At 64.4% G+C, this 18,471-nt stretch carries 19 protein-coding genes; 6 read left to right on the top strand and 13 right to left on the bottom strand.

Annotated features, from left to right (window positions below):
• Position 1: 1 nt before the first annotated feature.
• Entirely contained in the window at positions 2 to 811 is an 810-nt protein-coding gene (locus tag JSO19_RS08515) for an ABC transporter permease (RefSeq protein WP_270911097.1), read from the top strand.
• A 94-nt stretch (positions 812 to 905) separates the two neighbouring features.
• Here JSO19_RS08515 and resB read toward each other — a convergent pair whose 3' ends face one another.
• Genes resB through JSO19_RS08495 form a run of 4 tightly spaced genes read right to left on the bottom strand, consistent with a single transcriptional unit; the run spans position 906 to position 4,552 of the window.
• On the bottom strand, positions 906 to 2,564 hold the full coding sequence (resB, locus tag JSO19_RS08510; RefSeq protein WP_270911095.1) for a cytochrome c biogenesis protein ResB: 1,659 nt from the start codon (positions 2,562 to 2,564) through the stop codon (positions 906 to 908).
• Entirely contained in the window at positions 2,542 to 3,282 is a 741-nt protein-coding gene (locus tag JSO19_RS08505) for a cytochrome c biogenesis CcdA family protein (protein WP_270911093.1), read from the bottom strand. The genes resB and JSO19_RS08505 overlap by 23 nt, the downstream gene beginning before the upstream one ends.
• Positions 3,283 to 3,290: 8 nt before the next feature.
• Positions 3,291 to 3,908: a TlpA family protein disulfide reductase gene (locus JSO19_RS08500; RefSeq protein ID WP_270911091.1), complete on the bottom strand. Its 618-nt coding sequence runs from the start codon at positions 3,906 to 3,908 to the stop codon at positions 3,291 to 3,293.
• Complete coding sequence (locus JSO19_RS08495; RefSeq protein ID WP_270911089.1) at positions 3,908 to 4,552, bottom strand: histidine phosphatase family protein; 645 nt, start codon at positions 4,550 to 4,552, stop codon at positions 3,908 to 3,910. The genes JSO19_RS08500 and JSO19_RS08495 overlap by 1 nt, the downstream gene beginning before the upstream one ends.
• Positions 4,553 to 4,614: 62 nt before the next feature.
• On the opposite strand from JSO19_RS08495, the gene aspS reads away from it, so the two are divergent.
• Entirely contained in the window at positions 4,615 to 5,958 is a 1,344-nt protein-coding gene (gene aspS / locus JSO19_RS08490) for an aspartate--tRNA(Asn) ligase (protein ID WP_270911087.1), read from the top strand.
• A gap of 450 nt (positions 5,959 to 6,408) precedes the next feature.
• Here the strand turns inward: aspS and JSO19_RS08485 are convergent, their stop codons facing one another.
• From JSO19_RS08485 to JSO19_RS08455, 7 genes are all read right to left on the bottom strand, one after another.
• Positions 6,409 to 7,587: a M20 metallopeptidase family protein gene (locus JSO19_RS08485; RefSeq protein ID WP_270911085.1), complete on the bottom strand. Its 1,179-nt coding sequence runs from the start codon at positions 7,585 to 7,587 to the stop codon at positions 6,409 to 6,411.
• Positions 7,584 to 9,053, bottom strand: coding sequence for an MFS transporter (locus JSO19_RS08480; protein WP_270911083.1), 1,470 nt, complete (start codon positions 9,051 to 9,053; stop codon positions 7,584 to 7,586). Before JSO19_RS08480 ends, JSO19_RS08485 begins: the two co-directional genes overlap by 4 nt.
• Before the next feature lie 44 nt (positions 9,054 to 9,097).
• Positions 9,098 to 9,667 (bottom strand): TetR/AcrR family transcriptional regulator, encoded by a 570-nt coding sequence (locus JSO19_RS08475; protein WP_270911082.1) that lies wholly within the window; start codon positions 9,665 to 9,667, stop codon positions 9,098 to 9,100.
• A gap of 197 nt (positions 9,668 to 9,864) precedes the next feature.
• Positions 9,865 to 10,164 (bottom strand): Dabb family protein, encoded by a 300-nt coding sequence (locus tag JSO19_RS08470; RefSeq protein ID WP_270911081.1) that lies wholly within the window; start codon positions 10,162 to 10,164, stop codon positions 9,865 to 9,867.
• Between the two features lie 24 nt (positions 10,165 to 10,188).
• On the bottom strand, positions 10,189 to 10,488 hold the full coding sequence (locus JSO19_RS08465; RefSeq protein ID WP_270911079.1) for a glutaredoxin family protein: 300 nt from the start codon (positions 10,486 to 10,488) through the stop codon (positions 10,189 to 10,191).
• 93 nt (positions 10,489 to 10,581) lie between these two features.
• A complete protein-coding gene (locus JSO19_RS08460; protein ID WP_005504750.1) occupies positions 10,582 to 10,680 on the bottom strand; it encodes a 30S ribosomal protein bS22 in 99 nt (32 codons plus the stop codon).
• 86 nt (positions 10,681 to 10,766) lie between these two features.
• Entirely contained in the window at positions 10,767 to 11,219 is a 453-nt protein-coding gene (locus JSO19_RS08455) for an ArsR/SmtB family transcription factor (protein ID WP_270911011.1), read from the bottom strand.
• A 139-nt stretch (positions 11,220 to 11,358) separates the two neighbouring features.
• On the opposite strand from JSO19_RS08455, the gene JSO19_RS08450 reads away from it, so the two are divergent.
• Positions 11,359 to 12,747, top strand: a complete 1,389-nt coding sequence (locus JSO19_RS08450; protein ID WP_442915714.1) for a TrkH family potassium uptake protein — start codon at positions 11,359 to 11,361, stop codon at positions 12,745 to 12,747.
• The gene (locus JSO19_RS08445; protein ID WP_270911008.1) at positions 12,740 to 13,405 is read left to right on the top strand and encodes a potassium channel family protein; all 666 of its coding nucleotides are present in this window, start codon (positions 12,740 to 12,742) and stop codon (positions 13,403 to 13,405) included. The genes JSO19_RS08450 and JSO19_RS08445 overlap by 8 nt, the downstream gene beginning before the upstream one ends.
• On the opposite strand, the gene JSO19_RS08440 is transcribed toward JSO19_RS08445, so the two are convergent.
• Positions 13,402 to 14,559, bottom strand: a complete 1,158-nt coding sequence (locus tag JSO19_RS08440; protein ID WP_270911007.1) for a 3-isopropylmalate dehydrogenase — start codon at positions 14,557 to 14,559, stop codon at positions 13,402 to 13,404. The two genes, JSO19_RS08445 and JSO19_RS08440, sit on opposite strands and share 4 nt — an antisense overlap.
• Positions 14,560 to 14,719: 160 nt before the next feature.
• On the opposite strand from JSO19_RS08440, the gene JSO19_RS08435 reads away from it, so the two are divergent.
• Positions 14,720 to 16,195 (top strand): aldehyde dehydrogenase family protein, encoded by a 1,476-nt coding sequence (locus tag JSO19_RS08435; protein WP_270911005.1) that lies wholly within the window; start codon positions 14,720 to 14,722, stop codon positions 16,193 to 16,195.
• A gap of 46 nt (positions 16,196 to 16,241) precedes the next feature.
• Complete coding sequence (locus tag JSO19_RS08430) at positions 16,242 to 17,036, top strand: SDR family NAD(P)-dependent oxidoreductase (protein WP_270911003.1); 795 nt, start codon at positions 16,242 to 16,244, stop codon at positions 17,034 to 17,036.
• Positions 17,037 to 17,044: 8 nt separating this feature from the next.
• On the opposite strand, the gene JSO19_RS08425 is transcribed toward JSO19_RS08430, so the two are convergent.
• On the bottom strand, positions 17,045 to 18,451 hold the full coding sequence (locus JSO19_RS08425; protein WP_270911001.1) for an amidase: 1,407 nt from the start codon (positions 18,449 to 18,451) through the stop codon (positions 17,045 to 17,047).
• Between the last annotated feature and the right edge of the window lie 20 nt (positions 18,452 to 18,471).

The raw sequence follows: 18,471 nt of genomic DNA, 5'->3' as shown, positions 1-18,471 counted from the left end.
CATGTTGAGATTGAACCGCACCGCAAAGATCGTGCTCGGCGCGATCGCCGCCATCGTCATGCTCTTCGTCTACACGCCGCTCGCCATGGTCGTGCTGAACTCGTTCAACGCGAAGCGCGTTGCCGGGTGGCCCGTGGCCGAGTTCTCGCTCACGTGGTGGGAGGCCGCGCTCGGTAACCCGGCCGTGCACGCCGCCGTGTGGAACTCGGTGGTCGTCGCCCTCGCCGCGACCGCGATCGCCCTGCTGCTCGGCACCCTCGCCTCGTTTGCGCTGCAGCGCTACAACTTCTTCGGCCGCGAGGTCGTGAACCTGCTCATCATTCTGCCCATCACCCTGCCCGGCATCGTCACGGGTGTCGCGCTCTCGAACACCTACCACTCGGTGCTCGAACCGATGGGCATTCACATCGGCTTCTTCGGGCTCATCGTCTCGCACGCGACCTTCTGCATCGTCATGGTGTTCAACAACGTGATTGCCCGGCTTCGCCGCATGAGCCCAAACCTCGAAGAGGCGTCGATGGACCTCGGCGGCGGCATCATGCAGACCTTTCGGCTCGTCACCTTCCCGCAGTTTCGCACCGCGTTCATCGCCGGCGGCCTGCTCGCCTTCGCACTGTCGTTTGACGAGATCGTCGTGACGATCTTCACGGCGCCTCCCGGCGTCGACACGATTCCGCTGTGGATGATGAACCAGATGGGCCGCCCAAACGAGGCGAACCAGGTGAACGTCGTCGCGACAATCATGATTCTGCTCTCGCTCATCCCGGTCTACTTCTCACAGAAAGCACAGGAGAACCAGGCCGCGAAGTAGCTGCCCCTACGCGAAAGGCCCCGGCCGGCTCAGGTGAGCCGCCGGGGCCTTCGTGCGTGGTTCACCGCTCGGCGCGATCCGCCCAGGGTTTTGACTAGAGCTCTTCGCGGTGCGAGGTCTTGAAGTCTTCGACCGCGCGCTCAAGCGTCGGGTCATCGCCACGGGCCAAAGCCGCGTACTCGAAGGTGACGCCAGAGGCATTCGGGATCGCCTTGACCCACATGCGCCTGCGCGGCACAAAGATCGAGCCGATCAGGCCGGCCGTTGCGGCGAGGGCCGAGACGAGAATCCAGGTTTGGGCGGGGTTCGTGAGCACGTCGAAGCCGACGTAGCGCGGAACCGAATCCATGCTGATGGTGCCGAGGCCGTTTGGCAGGTCGACGGTTTCGCCGAGAGTGAGCTCAAGCGAGTCTTTGTCGACGGCGCGGCCCGTGAGTTGCTCCATCTCGCTCGTGTCGAGCGCGTATACCGACTGGGGAATGCCCTCGTTGATGCCGAGGTCGCCCTCGAACACATCGAGCGTGAGCACCGGATCGTTAAGGTCGGGGTACGACGAGGTGAGGGCGCCCGTGTCGAGCTCGGCCTTCGTCGGGTAGAAGAAGCCGCGCAGACCGAGCTGCTCTGGCATGCCGTCAGACACCTTGATAATGCCGAGCGACGTCATGTTCGTGTCCTGCGGAATGAAGACGACGGGCTCCTGGTGCACGATCTTGCCCTCGGCATTATGAATCGTGATCACGGGAGCGTAGCCGTTCGCGAGCAGGTAGATGCTTGAGCCGGCGAAGCGCAGCGGGTGGTTGACCCTGACGAGCTCCTCCTTCGACGCTGAGCCGTCAGCGGGGAACATCGTGACGAAGGCGCGGTGCTCAAGCACCTGGCCAACCGCGTTCTGGTTCGCGTCTTCTGGTGTCACGTAATCGATCTCGAGGTTGTCGAGGCGCATGCCCCAGGCGTCGAGCGAGTTATCGTCGAAGTAGGTGCCGCTCGTCGCAGTGTCGTAGTCGATGAGCGCGTTGACCATGGCGGCCTCGCCCTCGATGAGCACCTTCTGCCCGTGAAAGTTGAAGGCGCCGTTGACGCCAATGGCGACGAGCACGCCGAGCAGGCCGATGTGAAACACGAGGTTACCGGTCTCACGTGCGTAGCCGCGCTCGGCCGAAACCGAGACCTCGGTGCGACCGCGAAAGGTGCGCTCTTCGATGACCGTGCGGTAGCCCTGCTTCTTCAGCAGCTGCTCGCCGCGGGCAACCGCAGCCTGGGCAAACTCGAGCTTCTCGGCATCAGAGGCGTTCTCGTTCGTGACCTCGGTCGACGAGAAGCCGGCCATGCGGGTGAGCCGTGCCGGGGTTTTCGGCGGGGCCGAGCGCAGCGCCTTCCAGTGCTGGGCAAGCCTCGGCAGCACGCAGCCAACGAGCGAGATGAACAGCAGCAGATAGATCGACGAGAACCAGACCGAGCCGTACACGTCGAACATTTGCAGCGGGAACGCGTCGAGCACCTTGAAGAGGTCAGGGTTGTCCTGCTGCCAGAGCGCGACACCGTTCGGGTCGGCGCCGCGTTGCGGAAACAACGAGCCGGGGATCGTCGCGATCGCGAGCATGAGCAGCAGCAGGAGCGCCACACGCATGCTCGTGAGCTGTCGCCAGAACCAGCGCAACCAGCCTTTGATCCCGAGTTCGGGACCCTTCACCGGGGCCCTTTCATCGAAGTCGACTGATCCGCCGTCATAGTCAGAGGGGCGGGACGAAACCATCGATCACCACCTGCAAATGAGACATGAAGACTCCCCACAGCCCCGTCACCATGACGAGGCCGATGAGAATCATGAGAACTCCGCCCGCGATGTTAATCGCGCGAATGTGCTTACGCAAAAAGGCGGTAACGCCCGACATCCAGCCGAAACCGAGCGCGAGCAAGATGAAGGGCAGGCCGAGCCCGAGCGAGTAGCCGATCGCGAGCAGCACGGCGCGCGACATCGAGCCCTCGGTGAGGCTGAGCGCCATGATCGTGCCGAGCGTCGGGCCCATGCAGGGCGCCCACCCGAGGCCAAAGACCATGCCCAGCAGCGGGGCACCGGCGAGGCCAACGCGGGGTTTGATCTTGAGCCGCCGCGTGTTTTGCATGCGGCTGAAGAGCCCCAGAAATACGAGGCCCATGAGAATCACGATGACGCCCATGACCTGCAACAGCACGTCCTGATACACGAAGAGCCACGCACCGACGCTGCCGGCAAGGGCGTTCAAGGCGACAAAAACAATGGTGAAGCCGAGCACAAAGAGCAGGGCGCCGAGCGCGACCCGCCACCTTGCCTGCTTCTCTCCCCCGTCACCCGCGACGCCGCCAACGTAGGCGAGGTAGCCGGGCACGAGTGGCAACACGCAGGGTGAGGCAAACGAGATGAGTCCCGCGAGAAGTGCGATGAGCATGGCAACAAAGAGTTGCCCGTCAGCGACGATTGCCTGTAACCCCACGGCGGTGCCTATGAGCCCGACTCGTCGAGCGTTTCAGAGATCAGGGTGCGCAGCTGCGACTCGCCAGCAATCTGGCCGAGCACTCGGTGCGCGACGCGGCCCTCGGTGTCGAGCACAAGGGTCGTCGGGACAGCATTGAGCGGAATCTTGCCCGCGAACGCGCGCTGCACGCCGCGATCGCCGACGGTGTCGAGGATCGAGTCGTACTCAATCCCAAATTCCTCGGTGAACCCACGCGAGACAGCCTCGCCGTCACGGGTGTTCACGCCCAAGAACTTCACGTCTTGGTCATCGAACTCGTCGTAGGCCGCGATGAGGTCGGGTGCCTCGGCCCGGCACGGAGCACAGCCCGCGTACCAAAAGTTCACGACCGTGACGTGGCCCGCGAAGTCAGCGCTGCTGATCGGGTCGCCATTCTCGCCCGTGCCTTCAAACTCGACCGCCTCGGTACGGGCCTCGGGAGCGATGCTCGTGGTTGATCCATCACCGGCGATATAGCCCTTGTCAGACGCGTCTTCCCACTGCTGCGAGAGCGTATCGGGCGACGAGCTGCAGGCGGCGAGGCCGACGGCAAGCGAGACGCCAAGGGTTGCGGCCGCGAAACGGCCAACACGACGAAGCTTCATTACACGGCCCCCACATCAACCGAGCCGCCATAGAGCGGCGCCGCGGGCACACGGTAGCCAACCTCGACCCACGTGTCACCGCGCTTTTCAAACGAGGTAATGCTTGAGAGGTCGCACCGGCGCTTCGCCGGGTTGTGCCAGAGCTTCTCGCCCGCGATGTCGAGGTGCGCCATCCAGATCGGCGACTGGTGGCTCACCATCACGATGTCACCCTCGGGCGTTGACTGCCAGGCATCGTCCATCGCCGCGCGCACGCGGGTCGCGACCGAACGGTAGGGCTCGCCCCAGCTCGGCCTGAATGGGTTCCAAAACTTGTGCCAGTTGCGGGGCTTCTTGAACTCGGCGCCAGGGCCGTGATTCACCTTGCCCTCGAACCAGTTTGACGGCTCGATGATGCGATCTTCAGTCTCGATCGGCAGGCCGAGCGCCGCCGAGACGGGAGCAGCAGACTGCTGCGCGCGTTCGAGCGGCGACGCAAAGAGGCGCGCAACCAAGCGGCCCGAGGCCTTAAGCTCATCGGCTGCCGCGCTCGCCATTTCGTGGCCAAGGTCAGAAAGAACGAAGCCCGGAATACGCCCGTAGAGCACCCGATCAGGGTTATAGACCTCTCCGTGGCGAACGAGGTGAAGTTGCTTGCCAGTCACGCCCCCATTCTACGTTTGAGACCCGCTCGTAACTGAGAGTTCGCTAACGCTAGACTGTTGGGGTGAAGAACCGTGAGTTGATCAAGAATCTTGCCGCCCGTGAAGACGGCACCGTAACCGTTTCAGGCTGGGTCGAAAAGGTACGCGACCAGCGCCACGTGCAGTTCGTGGTGCTTCGTGACGAGACCGGAGCCGTACAGCTGGTGAACGGCGGTGTACTGCGCGAGGCCGACCCCGAGAACCCCCGCTCAGACATTCTGCTCACCCGCACCGAGACCATCACGCACCTCGAGCTCGGCTCGTTCGTGACCGTCACCGGTGAGCTGCAGCACAACGAGCGCGTCAAGCTCGGCGGTGTCGAAATTCAAATCGAAACCATCGAGGTGGTCTCGCACTCGCTCGCCGAGACCCGCACCACCCCCGACTCGCACATCGATGTGCGCCTCGACTGGCGCTTCCTCGACCTGCGTCGCCCCGAGCAAAACCTCATCTTCCGCGTGCAGACGACCTTCGAGCACGCGCTGCGTGAGGTGTGGATGAACCGCGAGTTCATCGAAATTCACACCCCGAAGCTCATGGCCTCAGCGTCAGAGTCACGCGCCGAACTCTTCGAGGTCGACTACTTCGACGGCAAGGCGTACCTCGCGCAGAGCCCCCAGTTCTTTAAGCAGATGGCCCAGGCCGCAGGCTTCGGCGGCATCTTCGAGATCGGCCCCGCTTTCCGCGCCGACCCCTCGTTCACCTCGCGCCACGCGACCGAGTTCACCTCGGTCGATACCGAGCTGAGCTGGATCGAATCGCACGAAGACGTCATGGAGCTGCACGAAGAGCTCATCGTTGCCGGTCTCACCGCCGTCAAAGAGAAGCACGGCGAGGCCATCAAGAAGGCCTTCAACATCGACATCACCGTGCCCGAGCGCCCCTTCCCGCGCATCCCGCTCGCAGAGGCGAAAGAGATCGTCAAGGAGCGCGGCTACGAGGTGCCCCGCGCCGACGCCGACATGGACCCAGAGGGCGAGCGCCAGATCTCGGCTTACGTGCGCGAGAAGTACGGCCACGACTTCGTCTTCTTGACCGAGTACCACGAGTCGATCCGCCCGTTCTACCACATGCGCAGCGAAGAAGACTCGTCGCTCACGAAGAGCTACGACCTCATCTACAACGGCACCGAGATCTCGACCGGCGCGCAGCGTGAGCACCGCATCGAGGTGCTCGAGGCGCAGGCCCTCGAGAAGGGCATGGACCTCAAGGAGCTCGAGTTCTACCTCGACTTCTTCCGCTACGGCATGCCCCCGCACGGCGGCTTCGGCATGGGCCTCAACCGCGTGATCATGCTCATGCTCGGCCAGTCGTCAATTCGCGAGGTCACCTACCTCTTCCGCGGCCCGACGCGCCTGAAGCCGTAGGCTGGCGGCGTCGCGGCTGGCGGCCTGGCGGCTGTCGGCTCGCGGCCTGGCGGTTTCTGTCAACGGGGCGGTGCTCACTTCGGTGGGTGCCGCCCCGTTGGCGTTTTGGGGCGGCTGCGGCCTCGTGCTTGCCGGTTTTGGGGGCTGCGCCGCCTCGTGCCTGCTGATTTCGCGTTTACTTGACGAAAAGCAGGGTGTTTCAGCGATTACACCCTGCTTTTCGTCAAGTGGAGCGAGAAACGGCAGGCAAAGCGCGAAACCGCAGGCCAAACCGCAAGCCAAGCCCCAAACGAGCCAAAAACCGCAGCGGATCGATCCGCCAGTCGCCCCGCGACAGCCCCACAACGCAGCGAGGCGCCCCTCCCGAAGGAAGAGCGCCTCACCGTCACAAGCGAGCGACCGTAGCGGCCGGCAAGCCGCAGCGGCCCGATCCGCCGCCGCCCCGCCCCGCTACTTCGCGAGCCGCGCCAGCGCGAGCTGCGCGAGCGAGGCAGCGCCAACCGACAGCACCGCGTCGTCGAACTGCACGAGCGGCGAGTGGTTTGCGGCAGACATCGGGTCGATGCCGTCGGGGGTTGCTGAGAGCATGTAGAAGGTTCCGGGAATCTCGTGCAGCACATACGAGAAGTCTTCTGAGCCCATGACGCCGTGAGGGGGCACCTGCACGAGGTCTTCGCCGAACTGCTCACGCAGCGTTTCGATGGCGAACTCGGTCTCGGCCGGGTCGTTCACGGTCGGGATGTACTGGGTCTCGAAGTTCACCTCGGCCGTGCAGCCGTGCGCCGAGGCGATGCCCGATGCGAGCTCTTCGATGAAGCCGGGAAGGGCGTCGAGGCTCGTCTGGGTCACGGTGCGCACGGTCGCGCTGAGCGATGCCGAGGGCGGAATCACGTTGACGGCCTCGCCCGCGCTGAGGCGGGTCACGCTAATGACGACGGGCTCGAAGACGTTGAACTTGCGGGTGATCATGACCTGCAGCTGCGTCACGAGTTCGGCGAGGGCTACCACCGGGTCGGCAGCGCCGTAGGGCATCGAGCCGTGGCCGCCGCGGCCGTGAACCGTCACGTGCAGCTCGCTCGAGCCTGCAAGCATGGGGCCAGGCAACGTTGCGAGCAGACCGCGAGGGCCGGGACCAACGTGCAGGCCGTAGGCGGCGACGGGGCGCTCACCGGCGGCGTCGAGTACGCCCTCCTTGATCATGACGCTCGCGCCGTTGAATCCTTCTTCGCCCGGCTGGAACATGAAGATGACCGAGCCGGCAATCTCGTCCTGCTTCGCGGCGAGCAGCTTTGCCGCGCCGACGAGGCCCGCGGTGTGCAGGTCGTGGCCGCAGGCGTGCATGTTGCCATTCTTTGAGGCGTAGTCGAGACCGGTCTGCTCTTCGACCGGCAGGCCGTCCATGTCACCGCGCAGGAGCACGGCGGGGCCAGGCTTCGCGCCGCGCAGTACGGCGACGATCGAGGTGGTCTCGGTTCCGAGGGTGATCTCGAGGGGCAGACCCTCGAGGGCCTCGAGCACTCGCTTCTGCGTGAACGGCAGGTCGAGCCCGACCTCGGGGTTCTGGTGCAGCTCGCGGCGCAGGGCGACGAGTTCGGGAAGCATTGCTTCGGCTTGGGCCATGAGGGTCATTCGGTTACTCCTTCGGTGTTGATTTCGGTTTCAGCGTCTTGCACGGTGAGGGCCATGGTCTGGGTTCCCTGCACGCGTACGAGCAACAAGATGAGGGCGGCGAGGGCAAAGCCCGCGGCGCAGATGATCCACACCGAGACATAGCCGCCGGCCGACGTGTATGCGGCGCCGGGCGCGGTGAATGCCGACAAGACGACGGCGAACACGGCGCCAGCGAGCGCGCCGCCGAGCGTTTTCAGGGTGTTGTAGAGCCCCGTCGCAATGCCGGTCTCAGAGCGGGGTGAGCGTTCGGCGACGAGGGCCGGGAGCGCACCGAGCAGCAGACCGCCCGCGAGACCCGAGGCTACGATGCTCACGATGACGACGGTGAGGCTCGTGTGCCCCACCGCGAGCATGATGTTGCCCACCGCGGCAACCGAGACCGCGAGCAGCAGCACGCCGCGAATCGTGATGACGCGTGCGAGGTTCGCAAAGACGGCCGCGCCGATCACCGCGCACAGTGCCGAGCCGGCGGTGAAGAGGCCAATGACGCTCGTTTTGAACCCAAAGCCGTAGCCCACCTCGGCGCCGGGGGCAGCGAGGAAGGTGGTGGTGATGGTCTGGGTGCCGAAGAGGGCCATACCGAAGAGGAACGAGGTGGCGTAGGCCGGCCAGAGGGCACGCGAGGTGACGACGCGAATGTTGATGGCGGGGTTCGGTATGCGTAGCTCCCACCACACGAACACCGCGACCGCGACGAAGCCGACGATGAGGCAGGCCCACGGGGTGAGACTCGCAAAGCCCTCTGCCTGGGCGAGACGCATGCCAAACAGCAGCGCGAGCATGCTCACGGCGAGCAGGATGAAGCCGAGCCAGTCGATCCTGACTGGGTTGCGTTCGAACGAGTCGGGCACGACGGTGAACACGACGATGACGCACAGGAGCACGATGATGGCCGGAACCGCGAGCGCGATCACGATGGGCAGTCGGCTTCCGAAGAGGCCGCCAACGATCGAGCCGAGCACCGCACCGCCGGTGAGCGCCGAGACGAGGAAGCCGATGGCCTTACGCCCGGTCTCGCCCTGGATGCGGCTGTGAATGATCGCGATTTCGAGCGGCAGCCAGACGGCGAGCGGGCCCACGAGTAAGCGCCCCGCGAGTACCGCCGGGTATGAGGGAACGAACGCGGTAATGAGCACGCCGATAAACACCGAGATGATGCCGATGCGCAGCATGCGCCGGTGCCCGAACATGTCGCCGAGCTTCGCGAGAATGGGCACGCACACGGCGGCCGCAAGCGTCTGGATGGTGTTGAACCAGGTGATGTCGGCGTCGCTCACACCGAGGTGCTGCGCGATGCTGCCGAACAGGGGCAGGTAGTAGCCCTGGATGAAGCCACTCGTGAGCTCCACGAAAATAAGAAAGCCGACGACAGCGCCGACTTTAACCGCGGCACCCTGCTGCGGTGTGGTGTTGTTAGCGTTCATAATGCTCCGTTGCAAATGGTAAAAACCGGTATGAAAAGGGAAGGTTAGAGACCGCAGAGCCTCGCGACGATGCGCCGTTCTTGCTCGAGGTCGATGGGAAGGTTTCGAAAAGCCTGCCGATAGATGGCAAAGCCTGAGATGGCGTCGAGCAGCATGTCGGGGTCGGTATCTTCCAGGATCTGGCCCGTGTCGATGCCGCGGGTGATGATGGCCCGGCCGACCTCGCGACGGCGTGAGAAGTTCAGTTGCCACAGGTGCGAGCGAACGTCGTCTTCAAACATTGCTGACCACACGCCTGAGCGTGCGCCCTTCTCGTCGTTCAGCCGACCGCTCTGCTGGTGTGCAAAGCGCGCGAGGTCTTCGACGACGTCTCCGGTGTTGACGTCTTCAGGAGCACTGAGGTGACTCGCGAGGGCTTCGGCGACGAGCAAGCCCTTGTCGGGCCAGCGGCGATAAATCGTCGATTTACCGCAACCAACAGCGGTTGCGATTCTTTCGATGCGCAGTTTTGCGTAGCCATCACGAGTGAGTTGCTCGAGTGTCTCCGCAAGGATGCGCTCAGTGAGGGCCGCGTCCATGCTGCGCCCTCGTGCTGGCTTCGTCGCCGTCTCCATGCGAGAACAGTAACACAAAATATCACCAATACGAAACGGTTCGTTTCGAATTGATTGATGGGTGCGGATCGCCCCGCCCTGTCACTGGGACAGGCGATCTCCGGGCACGCGATCTCCGGGCACGACAAAGACTTGTCGGGCACGGCAGGCGCCGGCCGCGATCCGCCAGGAGAAGGGTCTCCGGGTACGCGCGATGACTAGATCGTGAAGTCGGTGGCCACGCGGCCAGCGGCGAGCTCCTTGAGCAGCGCGATCGCGGGCTGGTGCTCGGGGTGCACGGCGTAGGCTGCAAGGCCCGCCTCGTCGTCAAAGTCGGCGATGAGGGTGAGGTCGAAGTTTGCGCCGTCGTGCAGCTCATTGCGGTGCAGGCTCAGGGCGCGCACCTCGGCGATCGAGTCTCGAAGCGGCTCGATGACCGCGCGCACGCGCTCTGCCTGCGCGTCGCGTTCGGCCAGAGTCTCGCCGTTCAGCTTCCAGCTCACAATGTGTCGCAGCATTGCACACCCCTCATCTGTGTTTGATTACGAACGAAAGAGCCCGCGCAGGCCCCGTGCGGCGCGCTTCGTGACCGCCGCGATAAAGCGTTCCCTGTCGACCCGCCAGTACGAGTGGCGCTTGCCGTCGATAAGCACCACGGGAATGTCTTCCTGGTACTGCGAGATGAGCGTCTCGTCGTCGAGCATGTTGAGCTCGGTCAGTTGGGCCTCAATGCCCCCCGCCCGCAGCTCGCCGAGAGCCTCTTCGAGCACGGGCCTCGCCTCGTCGCACAGGTGGCAGCCCAGCTTCGTGATGAACGTCACCTCGGTCACACGCTTTGACACGGCGCAAACCCTCTTCTCTTGACAGCTTTTCGATACAACAAAGCGCCGATCCCCTCGCGAGGGCCGACGCTCCGTTCGGTCAGAAAGCTCTGACTACTTCTTGTTACGACGCTGGTGGCGGGTCTTGCGAAGCAGCTTACGGTGCTTCTTCTTTGACATGCGCTTGCGACGCTTCTTAATTACTGAACCCATGGGTTACCTCACAAAGTCATCAGTGACACCGTTGATCGGTGCCCACAAGTCTAAAATCTTACCCCGTTGTGGCTGAGAGTGTGAAATTAACTTGAGGGAAACTTAAAACGAGCAACAAGCTGCTTCACCTGGCTCTGCGCCACAGCGGCCGCGCGCCCTACCGCTTCGGCTGCCTCGTGCAGGCCGCCGGGCAAGACTTCTTCGGTCGGGTCGGGCAGCAGTTCACCGTCAGCGTCGAGGTACTCGACCGAAACCTCGGTCTCGAACCCGGCCGAGAGGAAGGGAATCACGAAGTCTTCAACAAGCTCGAGCGGTTCAGCGTTGAGCGAGTAGAAACGGTGTTGGCCCTCTTCGCGCACGGTCACGAGCTCTGCCTCACGCAGAACCTTGAGGTGCTTTGAGACGGTGGGCTGGCTCGTTTCAAGCTGCGCAACAATCTCAGAGACACTCACGCCGTTCTCACTGTCGTGGTGCTCAAGCAGCACCTGCAGTATGTCGCGCCTCGTCGCGTCTGCAATCACTCCAAAAATGTCTGGCATAACACAAGCGTATCTCTTTTGAGGTATAGAGTGGCAAACAAAGACGCAACGAGCTGTCGCTGGAACCGGAAGGAGCATCGCCGTGCGCTACAAGGGCACTGCGTACACCCCGCCCACACACCGCCCAGCAAAAGCCTGGATGCACCGCCTGCTCGAGGCTTCGCCCTCGCGTGTGGTTATCGGGGTTTTTCTCGTACTCACGGCCACGTTCACGATCTTGCTCATGCAGCCGAACGCATCGACATCGGGCAAGGCGACCCCGCTCGTTGACGCACTCTTCACTGCGGTCTCGGCCGTTTCGGTGACCGGCCTCTCGACCGTCGACATGGGCTCGCACTGGTCGCCCCTCGGCGAGGTCATTGTCGTCTTGGCCTTTCAAATCGGCGGTATCGGCGCCCTCACGCTCGCGAGCATTCTCGCCCTCGTGGTGACCCGCAAGCTCGGCCTCAGGCAGCGTATTCTCGCGGCGAGCGACACGAACCTCTACGGCCCGAACCCGCGCAACATCTCCGGCGACAAGCAGGCGATCGGCTTTGGCGACGTGGGCAGCCTGCTCAAGTCAGTCGCGCTCAGCCTCATCGTGATCGAGGCGACGCTCACGGTGCTCATCTCTGCACGCCTGCTCGCCGAGGGCATGAGCTTTTCGCACGCCCTCTGGAACGGCTACTACCTCGCGGCTTCGTCGTTCACAAACACCGGCTTCGTGCCCTTCTCTGACGGGCTCGACACCTTTGCGACCGACCCGTACATGCTCGCGGTCTTAAGCGTGGGCGTGTTTCTTGGCAGCATCGGCTTTCCCGTCATCTTTGCCCTGTACCGCTACGTCGTGAAGGGCGGGTGGAAGGCGCACCGCAGGCTCGGCCTGCACGCGAAGCTCACCCTCATCACCTCGCTCGCGCTCGTCATTTTCGGCTGGGTGCTCATTGGCGGTCTTGAGTGGAACAACGACGCAACCCTCGCCTCTCTCTCAGCGGGAGACGCAATCATGTCGAGCGGCTACACCTCGATCATGACGCGCTCTGGCGGGCTCGGCATTCTCGACACCGCCAATATGAACGGGTCGACATTGCTCATCATCGACATGCTCATGTTTGTTGGCGGCGGATCGGCGTCGACCGCTGGCGGCATCAAGGTCACCACCCTCGCCGTGTTGTTTCTCGCGGCCTACGCTGAGGCCCGCGGTAACGAAGACATGCAGGCCTTCGGCCGCCGCATCCCGGTGCAGGTGCTTCGCCTCGCCGTCTCGATCGTGATCTGGGGCACGACCCTCGTGCTCACCGCCTCGGTCATTATTCTGCACATCACGAACGCCCCGCTTGAACACGTGCTGCTCGAGGTCATTAGCGCCTTCGGCACCTGCGGGCTCTCGGTCGGGCTCTCTGAGACACTGCCGCCAGCCGGCAAGGTTGTGCTCGCAATCACCATGTGGGCGGGCCGCGTTGGCACCGTCACCCTTGCGGCTGCCGTCGCCTCGACGAGCCGCAAGACCTTCTACCGTTTTCCCGAAGAAAGGCCCATCGTTGGTTAACACACGCACTGACTACCCGGTTCTCGTCATCGGGCTCGGCCGCTTTGGTGCTGCCACCGCCGGCGAGCTCGACCGCCTCGACCACGAGGTGCTCGCGATCGAGCAGCACCCGCAGCTCGTCCAGAAGTGGGCCGACCGCATCACCCACGTCGTCGAGGCCAACGCAACCTCGATGGAGGCCCTCAAGCAGCTCGGCGCCGACCAGTTCGGTGCCGCCGTGCTCGCGGTGGGCGACTCGATCGAGTCGAGCGTGCTCATCGCAGCGAACCTCGTCGACCTTGGCATTCCTCAGATCTGGGCGAAGGCGATGTCGCACTCGCACGGCAAGATTCTCGAGCGCATCGGCGTGCACCACGTGATCTACCCGGAGCGCGAGGCCGGCGAGCGCGTCGCCCACCTCATCAGCGGTGCGATGCTCGACTTCATCGAGTTCGACGAGAACTTTGTCATCGCGAAGCTGCGCCCGCCGCGCGTCATTCAGAGCCTGCCGCTCAGCCAGTCGCAGGTGCGCACGCGCCACAAGGTCACGATCACGGGCGTCAAGAAGGTCGGTTCACCGTTCGACTACGCGACCCCCGACACCGTGATCGACCCGAGCGACCTCATCATCGTCGCGGGTTCGTCGCAGGCGGTCGAGCACTTCTCTTCGCTCGACTAACGCGCGGGCCGCGCACCCGAGGTCTCAGCCCGTGAAGGCTCAAGTGCCGCGAGCGTTCCGAGGAGCGAGTCTGGCACGAGCCCGGCTTCGGCGTTGCCGCTTCGCACGAGCTCAGCGATGCGCTCGCCAACCTCGCCCGTGGTAGCCCCCATCTCGGCCCCAGAGAGCGCTGGGAGCTCGCCGAGCACCTGAACGGCAGCGGCCTCGACCGCCATAGCGGCCTCACCCTCGCCGAGGTGGCCCAGCATGAGCGCAAGCGAGAGGATCGCACCAGAGGGGTTTGCCCACCCCTTGCCCGCAATATCTGGAGCCGAGCCGTGGATCGCTTCGAACATGCTCGGGGCGCTCTCATCGAGGTTGATGTTTGCGCTCGTTGCGACGCCGAGACCGCCCTGCACGACGGCGCCGAGGTCGGTAATGATGTCGCCAAAGAGGTTGTCGGTGACGACAACGTCAAAGCGTTCGGGGCTCAGCGGCAGGTGAAAGCACATCGCGTCGACGTGCACATAGTCGGTCTCGACCTCTGGGTACCGCGCGGCGTATTCGCTTACGACCTCCTGCCAGAGCTTGCCCGCCTCGACGAGGATGTTCGTTTTGTGGCACAGCGTGAGCCGCTTACGCCTGCTCACCGCGAGCCGGAACGAGAAGTCAACAACCCGTTCGATGCCGGCGCGCGTGTTCAGCGACTCCTGCATCGCGACGGTGTGCGGCGTGCCCGCGTGCACGGTCGACCCCTGCCCCACGTAGGCTCCCTCGGTGTTCTCGCGCACGATGACCATGTCGCACCGCTCGGGCGCCAAGCCCGTGATCGGGCTTGCAACACCCGGGTAGAGGCGCACGGGCCGCACGTTCGCGGCCTGGGCGAAGCGCTGCCGCATCTCGAGAATGAAGCCACGCTCGAGAATTCCAGGTGCCACCGAAGGGTCACCCATGGCGCCAAAGAGAATGGCCTGCGCGCCACGCAGCTCCTCTTCAAGCACGTCAAAGAGCTCTCCGGTTTCGCGATAGTGAGCGGCTCCCGCGCGGTACTCGGCCCGCGCCGTGGTGAAGCCGTACCGGGCCTCGGCCGCGTCGAGCACCGTGAGCGCTGCGCCCACGACCTCGGGGCCGATGCCGTCGCCGGGCAAAACCGCCACCGAATAATTGCGAGTCATGTGAGAGTCCTTTCGACGGTGAAATTCGCACACAACGTTGCGAAGCCAGACATATCATCTAATATAAATGGTAAGGCCACTCAAAGCGAGAGCTTTGTTGCCTGGCCCTCGGTTACGGCGTTCGCCCTCGCGGCGGGTGCCCGACAGCAAGGAAGCACTCATGACCGAACACCCCCTGAACCTGCTCGCCCCAACCGGCGCACTTCCCATCGCAGACGGTTGGCGCGAGGTCACCGGCAGCCTCGACATCGTCTTTCCGTATGACGAGAGCGTTATTGGCACTGGCCCGCTTGCGAGCATCGCCGACGCCGAGGCCGCGCTCGATGCCGCTGAGCGTTCGCTGCCGGAAGCGGCAGCCCTCACGACCGAGCAGCGCAAGAGCATTCTGCTCGCGCTCACCGAACGTGTGCGCGAGGCCACCGAGCGCCTCGAGCACTTGCTCGTACTCGAAACAGGCAAGCCCCTCGTCGACTGCCGCACCGAGGTGAACCGCACCATCGTCACGCTGCAGGCAACGGCCGAAGAGGCCTCACGCATTCACGGCGAAACGGTGCCCCTCGACGTGCAAGAGCTCGGCCGCGGCATGATCGGCTACTACACCCGAAAACCAGCAGGCATTGTGGTCGGCATCGCAGGCTTCAACTACCCCCTCCTGCTCGCCACCCACAAGCTCGCACCGGCCATCGCCGCCGGCTGCCCCGTGATCGTGAAGCCGGCGCCGCACACCCCGCTCGCCACGCTCGAGCTCATGGCGATGGCCCGAGAGGTGCTCAGCGACCACGGCGTTTCGGGCTCGCTCGTGCAACTCATTAGCGGCGATGCCCAGGTGGGCGAACGGCTCGTCACCGACCCCCGCGCTCAGGTTGTCTCGTTTACCGGCTCAGCCGCCATCGGCCACCTCATCGCCAAGCAAGCTGCACCGCGCAAGACGCTGCTTGAGCTCGGCTCAAACACGGGCTTCATCGTCGCACAAGACGCCGACCTCGAGGCCGCGGCACGAACGGTCGCGGTCGGCGGCTTCTACGCCAACGGCCAGGCCTGCATTGCGGTACAGCGCATCGTCGTTGAGCGCGAAGTCGCCGCCGAGTTCACGCGCCTCGTCGCAGAACACGTGCGCGAGATCGTCGTCGGCGATCCGCGTGATGAGCGAACACGGGTCGCCCCCGTCATCAACGCCGCATCGGGCAATCGCATCAGGGCCGCGGTCGCCGCTGCGGTCGCCGCTGGCGCAACCCTCGTCGTCGATGGCACCGCGAGCGACAACCCCGCGCTCATTGGCCCGACGGTCGTTTCAGGAGTCGCACGTAACGCAGAGCTGTGGGCCGAAGAGATCTTTGGCCCGGTCGTTGCGATCACGGTCGTCGATTCGATCGCAGAGGCCATCGAGGTGGTCAACGATTCGCGGTACGGGCTGCAGGCAGCGATCTTTACCGCGTCGCTCGAGAGCGCCTTCACCGCCATCGAGCAACTCGACGTCGGTGGCGTCGTGGTCAACGAGATGCCCGGTTTCCGCTCCGACATCATGCCCTACGGCGGAGTCAAAGACTCGGGCATCGGCCGCGAGGGGCCCAGGTACGCCGTCGAAGAGTACACCGTGACCCGCATGGCCATGATTCGCCCAACCGCCAGGCGTTAGGCCACGCCAACACCGCACCACGCAAGACTGACGCACGAAGGAACCCATGACTCAGCCCATCGACTACTCACAACTGTTTCGACTCGATCACCGCCAGATCCTGGTGATTGGCGCCGGCAGCGGCATCGGGCGCGAATCGGCGCAGGCACTCGCCGCGCAAGGCGCGCACGTCATCGCGGCCGACCGCTTGCTCGCTACCGCGCAAGAAACCGCCGCCATCATCACCGATCAGGGCGGCTCAGCCGAGGCCTTCGAACTCGACGTACTCGATGACGAGGCCGTCGAGGCGGCGGCTGAACGCTTCGGCCAAAGCGCGGCGCTCGTATTCACGGCCGCAACAAACGTTCGCAAGCGCATGGCCGACTACACGCTCGACGAGTTCGACCGGGTCGTCAACTTGAACCTGCGCTCCTCGTTTCAGCTCATTCGCCTCTTCGGGCAGAAATTTGCCGAGAACGGGGGCGGTTCGATCATCAGCTTCGCCTCGATTCGGGCGCAGGTCGTCGAACCAGGCCAGGGTGTCTATGCGGCGACGAAGGCCGGTCTCGTGCAGCTCACGAAAACCGCGGCTGCCGAGTACGGCGACCGCAACGTGCGCGTCAACGTGATCTCGCCCGGCGTCGTCGAGACCCCGCTCACTGACCAGATCAAGGCGACCCCAGAGTGGTACAACGCCTACGCGAACAAAGCGGCGCTCGGTCGGTGGTCGCGCCCCGACGAGCTCGCCGGTGCCGTGGTCTTTCTCGCGTCAGACGCCTCAACGTTTGTGACCGGTTCGACGCTCATGGTCGATGGCGGCTGGACAGCGATTGACGGGCGCTACACCCCGCCAACCGCCTAGCGCAGCGTTTAACGCACCGCCGCCCAGTCAACCTCGGCGGCGGTGCCGCGAACCTGTTCAAACCAGAGCGCAACCCGCATGAGCCGATCATCGGTGCCGATGCGCGAGGCGATCTGCAGCCCGATCGTGCGGCCGTCGGCCTGCACACCCATGCCCACTGAAACAGCAGGCTGACCCGACATGTTGTAGGGCACCGTGAACGAAATGTGACCCATCGTCGCGAGTGGATCAAGCACGGGCATCGGTTCTTCGGCAGCAAACGCAGCAACCGGCGTTACCGGCGAGATCACGAGGTCGAAGGGGGCTGTCGCCTGGCGCGTGACCCGGGCCATCTCGTCGGCCATGTTTCGGCCACGCACGGTTTCGGCCGCGCTTCGCCCGGCGCCCGCGATGCACCACTCGGCAATGAATGGCAGCACCGCCGCCTGACCCGCTTCGTCAAGCGCCTCGTAGTCGGCGTACGAGCGGCTCCGCCAGAAGTCGACAAGCCCATCGAGCACCTCGGGCGCCATGAAGGGGTCAAGGTCGACCACCTCAGCACCCGCCGCTTCAAAACGTTCTGCCGCACGTTCGAGCGCGGCGGCGGTCTCTGGCTCAACGGCGAGACCCGAGCCCGCATCCCGCTGAATCGCGACTCGCATGCCCCTCGGCGAGAGGGGCTGCGCGATCCACTGCATGGGTTCGTACGGCCGTGTCAGGTAATCGCGGGCGTCTGGCTTCGCGATGAGCGACATCAGCCGTATCGCGTCGCCAGCGGTGCGCGTGAGCGGGCCCGCGGCGCGGCCGGTGTACGGCACGTCGAGCGGAATGAGTCCCTCGCTCGGTTTGAGGGCGGTGAGGCCCTGCCAGGAACCAGGAAGGCGGATCGAGCCCCCGATATCGGTTCCCACGTGCAGCGGGCCGTAGCCTGCCGCGGCCGCGGTGCCTGCCCCCGCGCTTGACCCGCCCGAGGTATGGGCCGGATTCAATCCGTTGCGGGTGATGCCGTGCAGGCTTGACACTCCCGACGACAGCATGCCCCAGTCGGGCATGGTCGTCGATCCGAGGATCACGACTCCCGCCTCGAGCAGCCGGTCGGTGGTCGGGGCGTTGCGTTCGGCGACGGGAGGGTTTGGGATCGCGGTGCCCGACGGCTTCGGCTTCCCCTCGCGGGCAATGTTTTCTTTCACGGTGGCGGGAACACCATCGAAATCGCTGAGCGGCGAACCCGCCTGCCACCGCTTCGTTGATGCGGCCGCATCGGCACGAACTTGTTCTTCGTCGAAGAGGTAGAAGGCATTGAGTTCTGGCTCGCGCTCGGCCACCCTCGCAATGACGCTCTCGGCGACCTCGCTCGGCGTCAATTCGCCGCTCCGATACTTCTCGACGAGTGTCGCAGCATCAAGCGACCAGGATGAACTCTGTGCGTGTGTCATTGAGGAATGGCCTTTCGTAT

Origin of the sequence: Leucobacter sp. UCMA 4100 (assembly GCF_027853335.1) — a bacterium.
In the GTDB taxonomy this organism is placed as follows: Bacteria; Actinomycetota; Actinomycetes; order Actinomycetales; family Microbacteriaceae; genus Leucobacter_A.
Note: the sequence above shows the minus strand (reverse complement) of the source record. Positions and strands in the feature narration are given on the sequence as shown.

Excerpts from the sequence above, each read along its gene's own strand:
- JSO19_RS08475 (WP_270911082.1), bottom strand. The coding sequence starts at position 9,667 with ATGGAGACGGCGACGAAGCCAGCACGAGGGCGCAGCATGGACGCGGCC.
- JSO19_RS08515 (WP_270911097.1), top strand. The coding sequence starts at position 2 with ATGTTGAGATTGAACCGCACCGCAAAGATCGTGCTCGGCGCGATCGCC.
- JSO19_RS08425 (WP_270911001.1), bottom strand. The coding sequence starts at position 18,451 with ATGACACACGCACAGAGTTCATCCTGGTCGCTTGATGCTGCGACACTC.
- JSO19_RS08435 (WP_270911005.1), top strand. The coding sequence starts at position 14,720 with ATGACCGAACACCCCCTGAACCTGCTCGCCCCAACCGGCGCACTTCCC.
- JSO19_RS08460 (WP_005504750.1), bottom strand. The coding sequence starts at position 10,680 with ATGGGTTCAGTAATTAAGAAGCGTCGCAAGCGCATGTCAAAGAAGAAG.
- JSO19_RS08455 (WP_270911011.1), bottom strand. The coding sequence starts at position 11,219 with ATGCCAGACATTTTTGGAGTGATTGCAGACGCGACGAGGCGCGACATA.
- JSO19_RS08485 (WP_270911085.1), bottom strand. The coding sequence starts at position 7,587 with ATGACCCTCATGGCCCAAGCCGAAGCAATGCTTCCCGAACTCGTCGCC.
- JSO19_RS08450 (WP_442915714.1), top strand. The coding sequence starts at position 11,359 with ATGCACCGCCTGCTCGAGGCTTCGCCCTCGCGTGTGGTTATCGGGGTT.
- JSO19_RS08470 (WP_270911081.1), bottom strand. The coding sequence starts at position 10,164 with ATGCTGCGACACATTGTGAGCTGGAAGCTGAACGGCGAGACTCTGGCC.
- JSO19_RS08430 (WP_270911003.1), top strand. The coding sequence starts at position 16,242 with ATGACTCAGCCCATCGACTACTCACAACTGTTTCGACTCGATCACCGC.
- resB (WP_270911095.1), bottom strand. The coding sequence starts at position 2,564 with ATGGTTTCGTCCCGCCCCTCTGACTATGACGGCGGATCAGTCGACTTC.
- JSO19_RS08440 (WP_270911007.1), bottom strand. The coding sequence starts at position 14,559 with ATGACTCGCAATTATTCGGTGGCGGTTTTGCCCGGCGACGGCATCGGC.
- JSO19_RS08480 (WP_270911083.1), bottom strand. The coding sequence starts at position 9,053 with ATGAACGCTAACAACACCACACCGCAGCAGGGTGCCGCGGTTAAAGTC.
- JSO19_RS08500 (WP_270911091.1), bottom strand. The coding sequence starts at position 3,908 with ATGAAGCTTCGTCGTGTTGGCCGTTTCGCGGCCGCAACCCTTGGCGTC.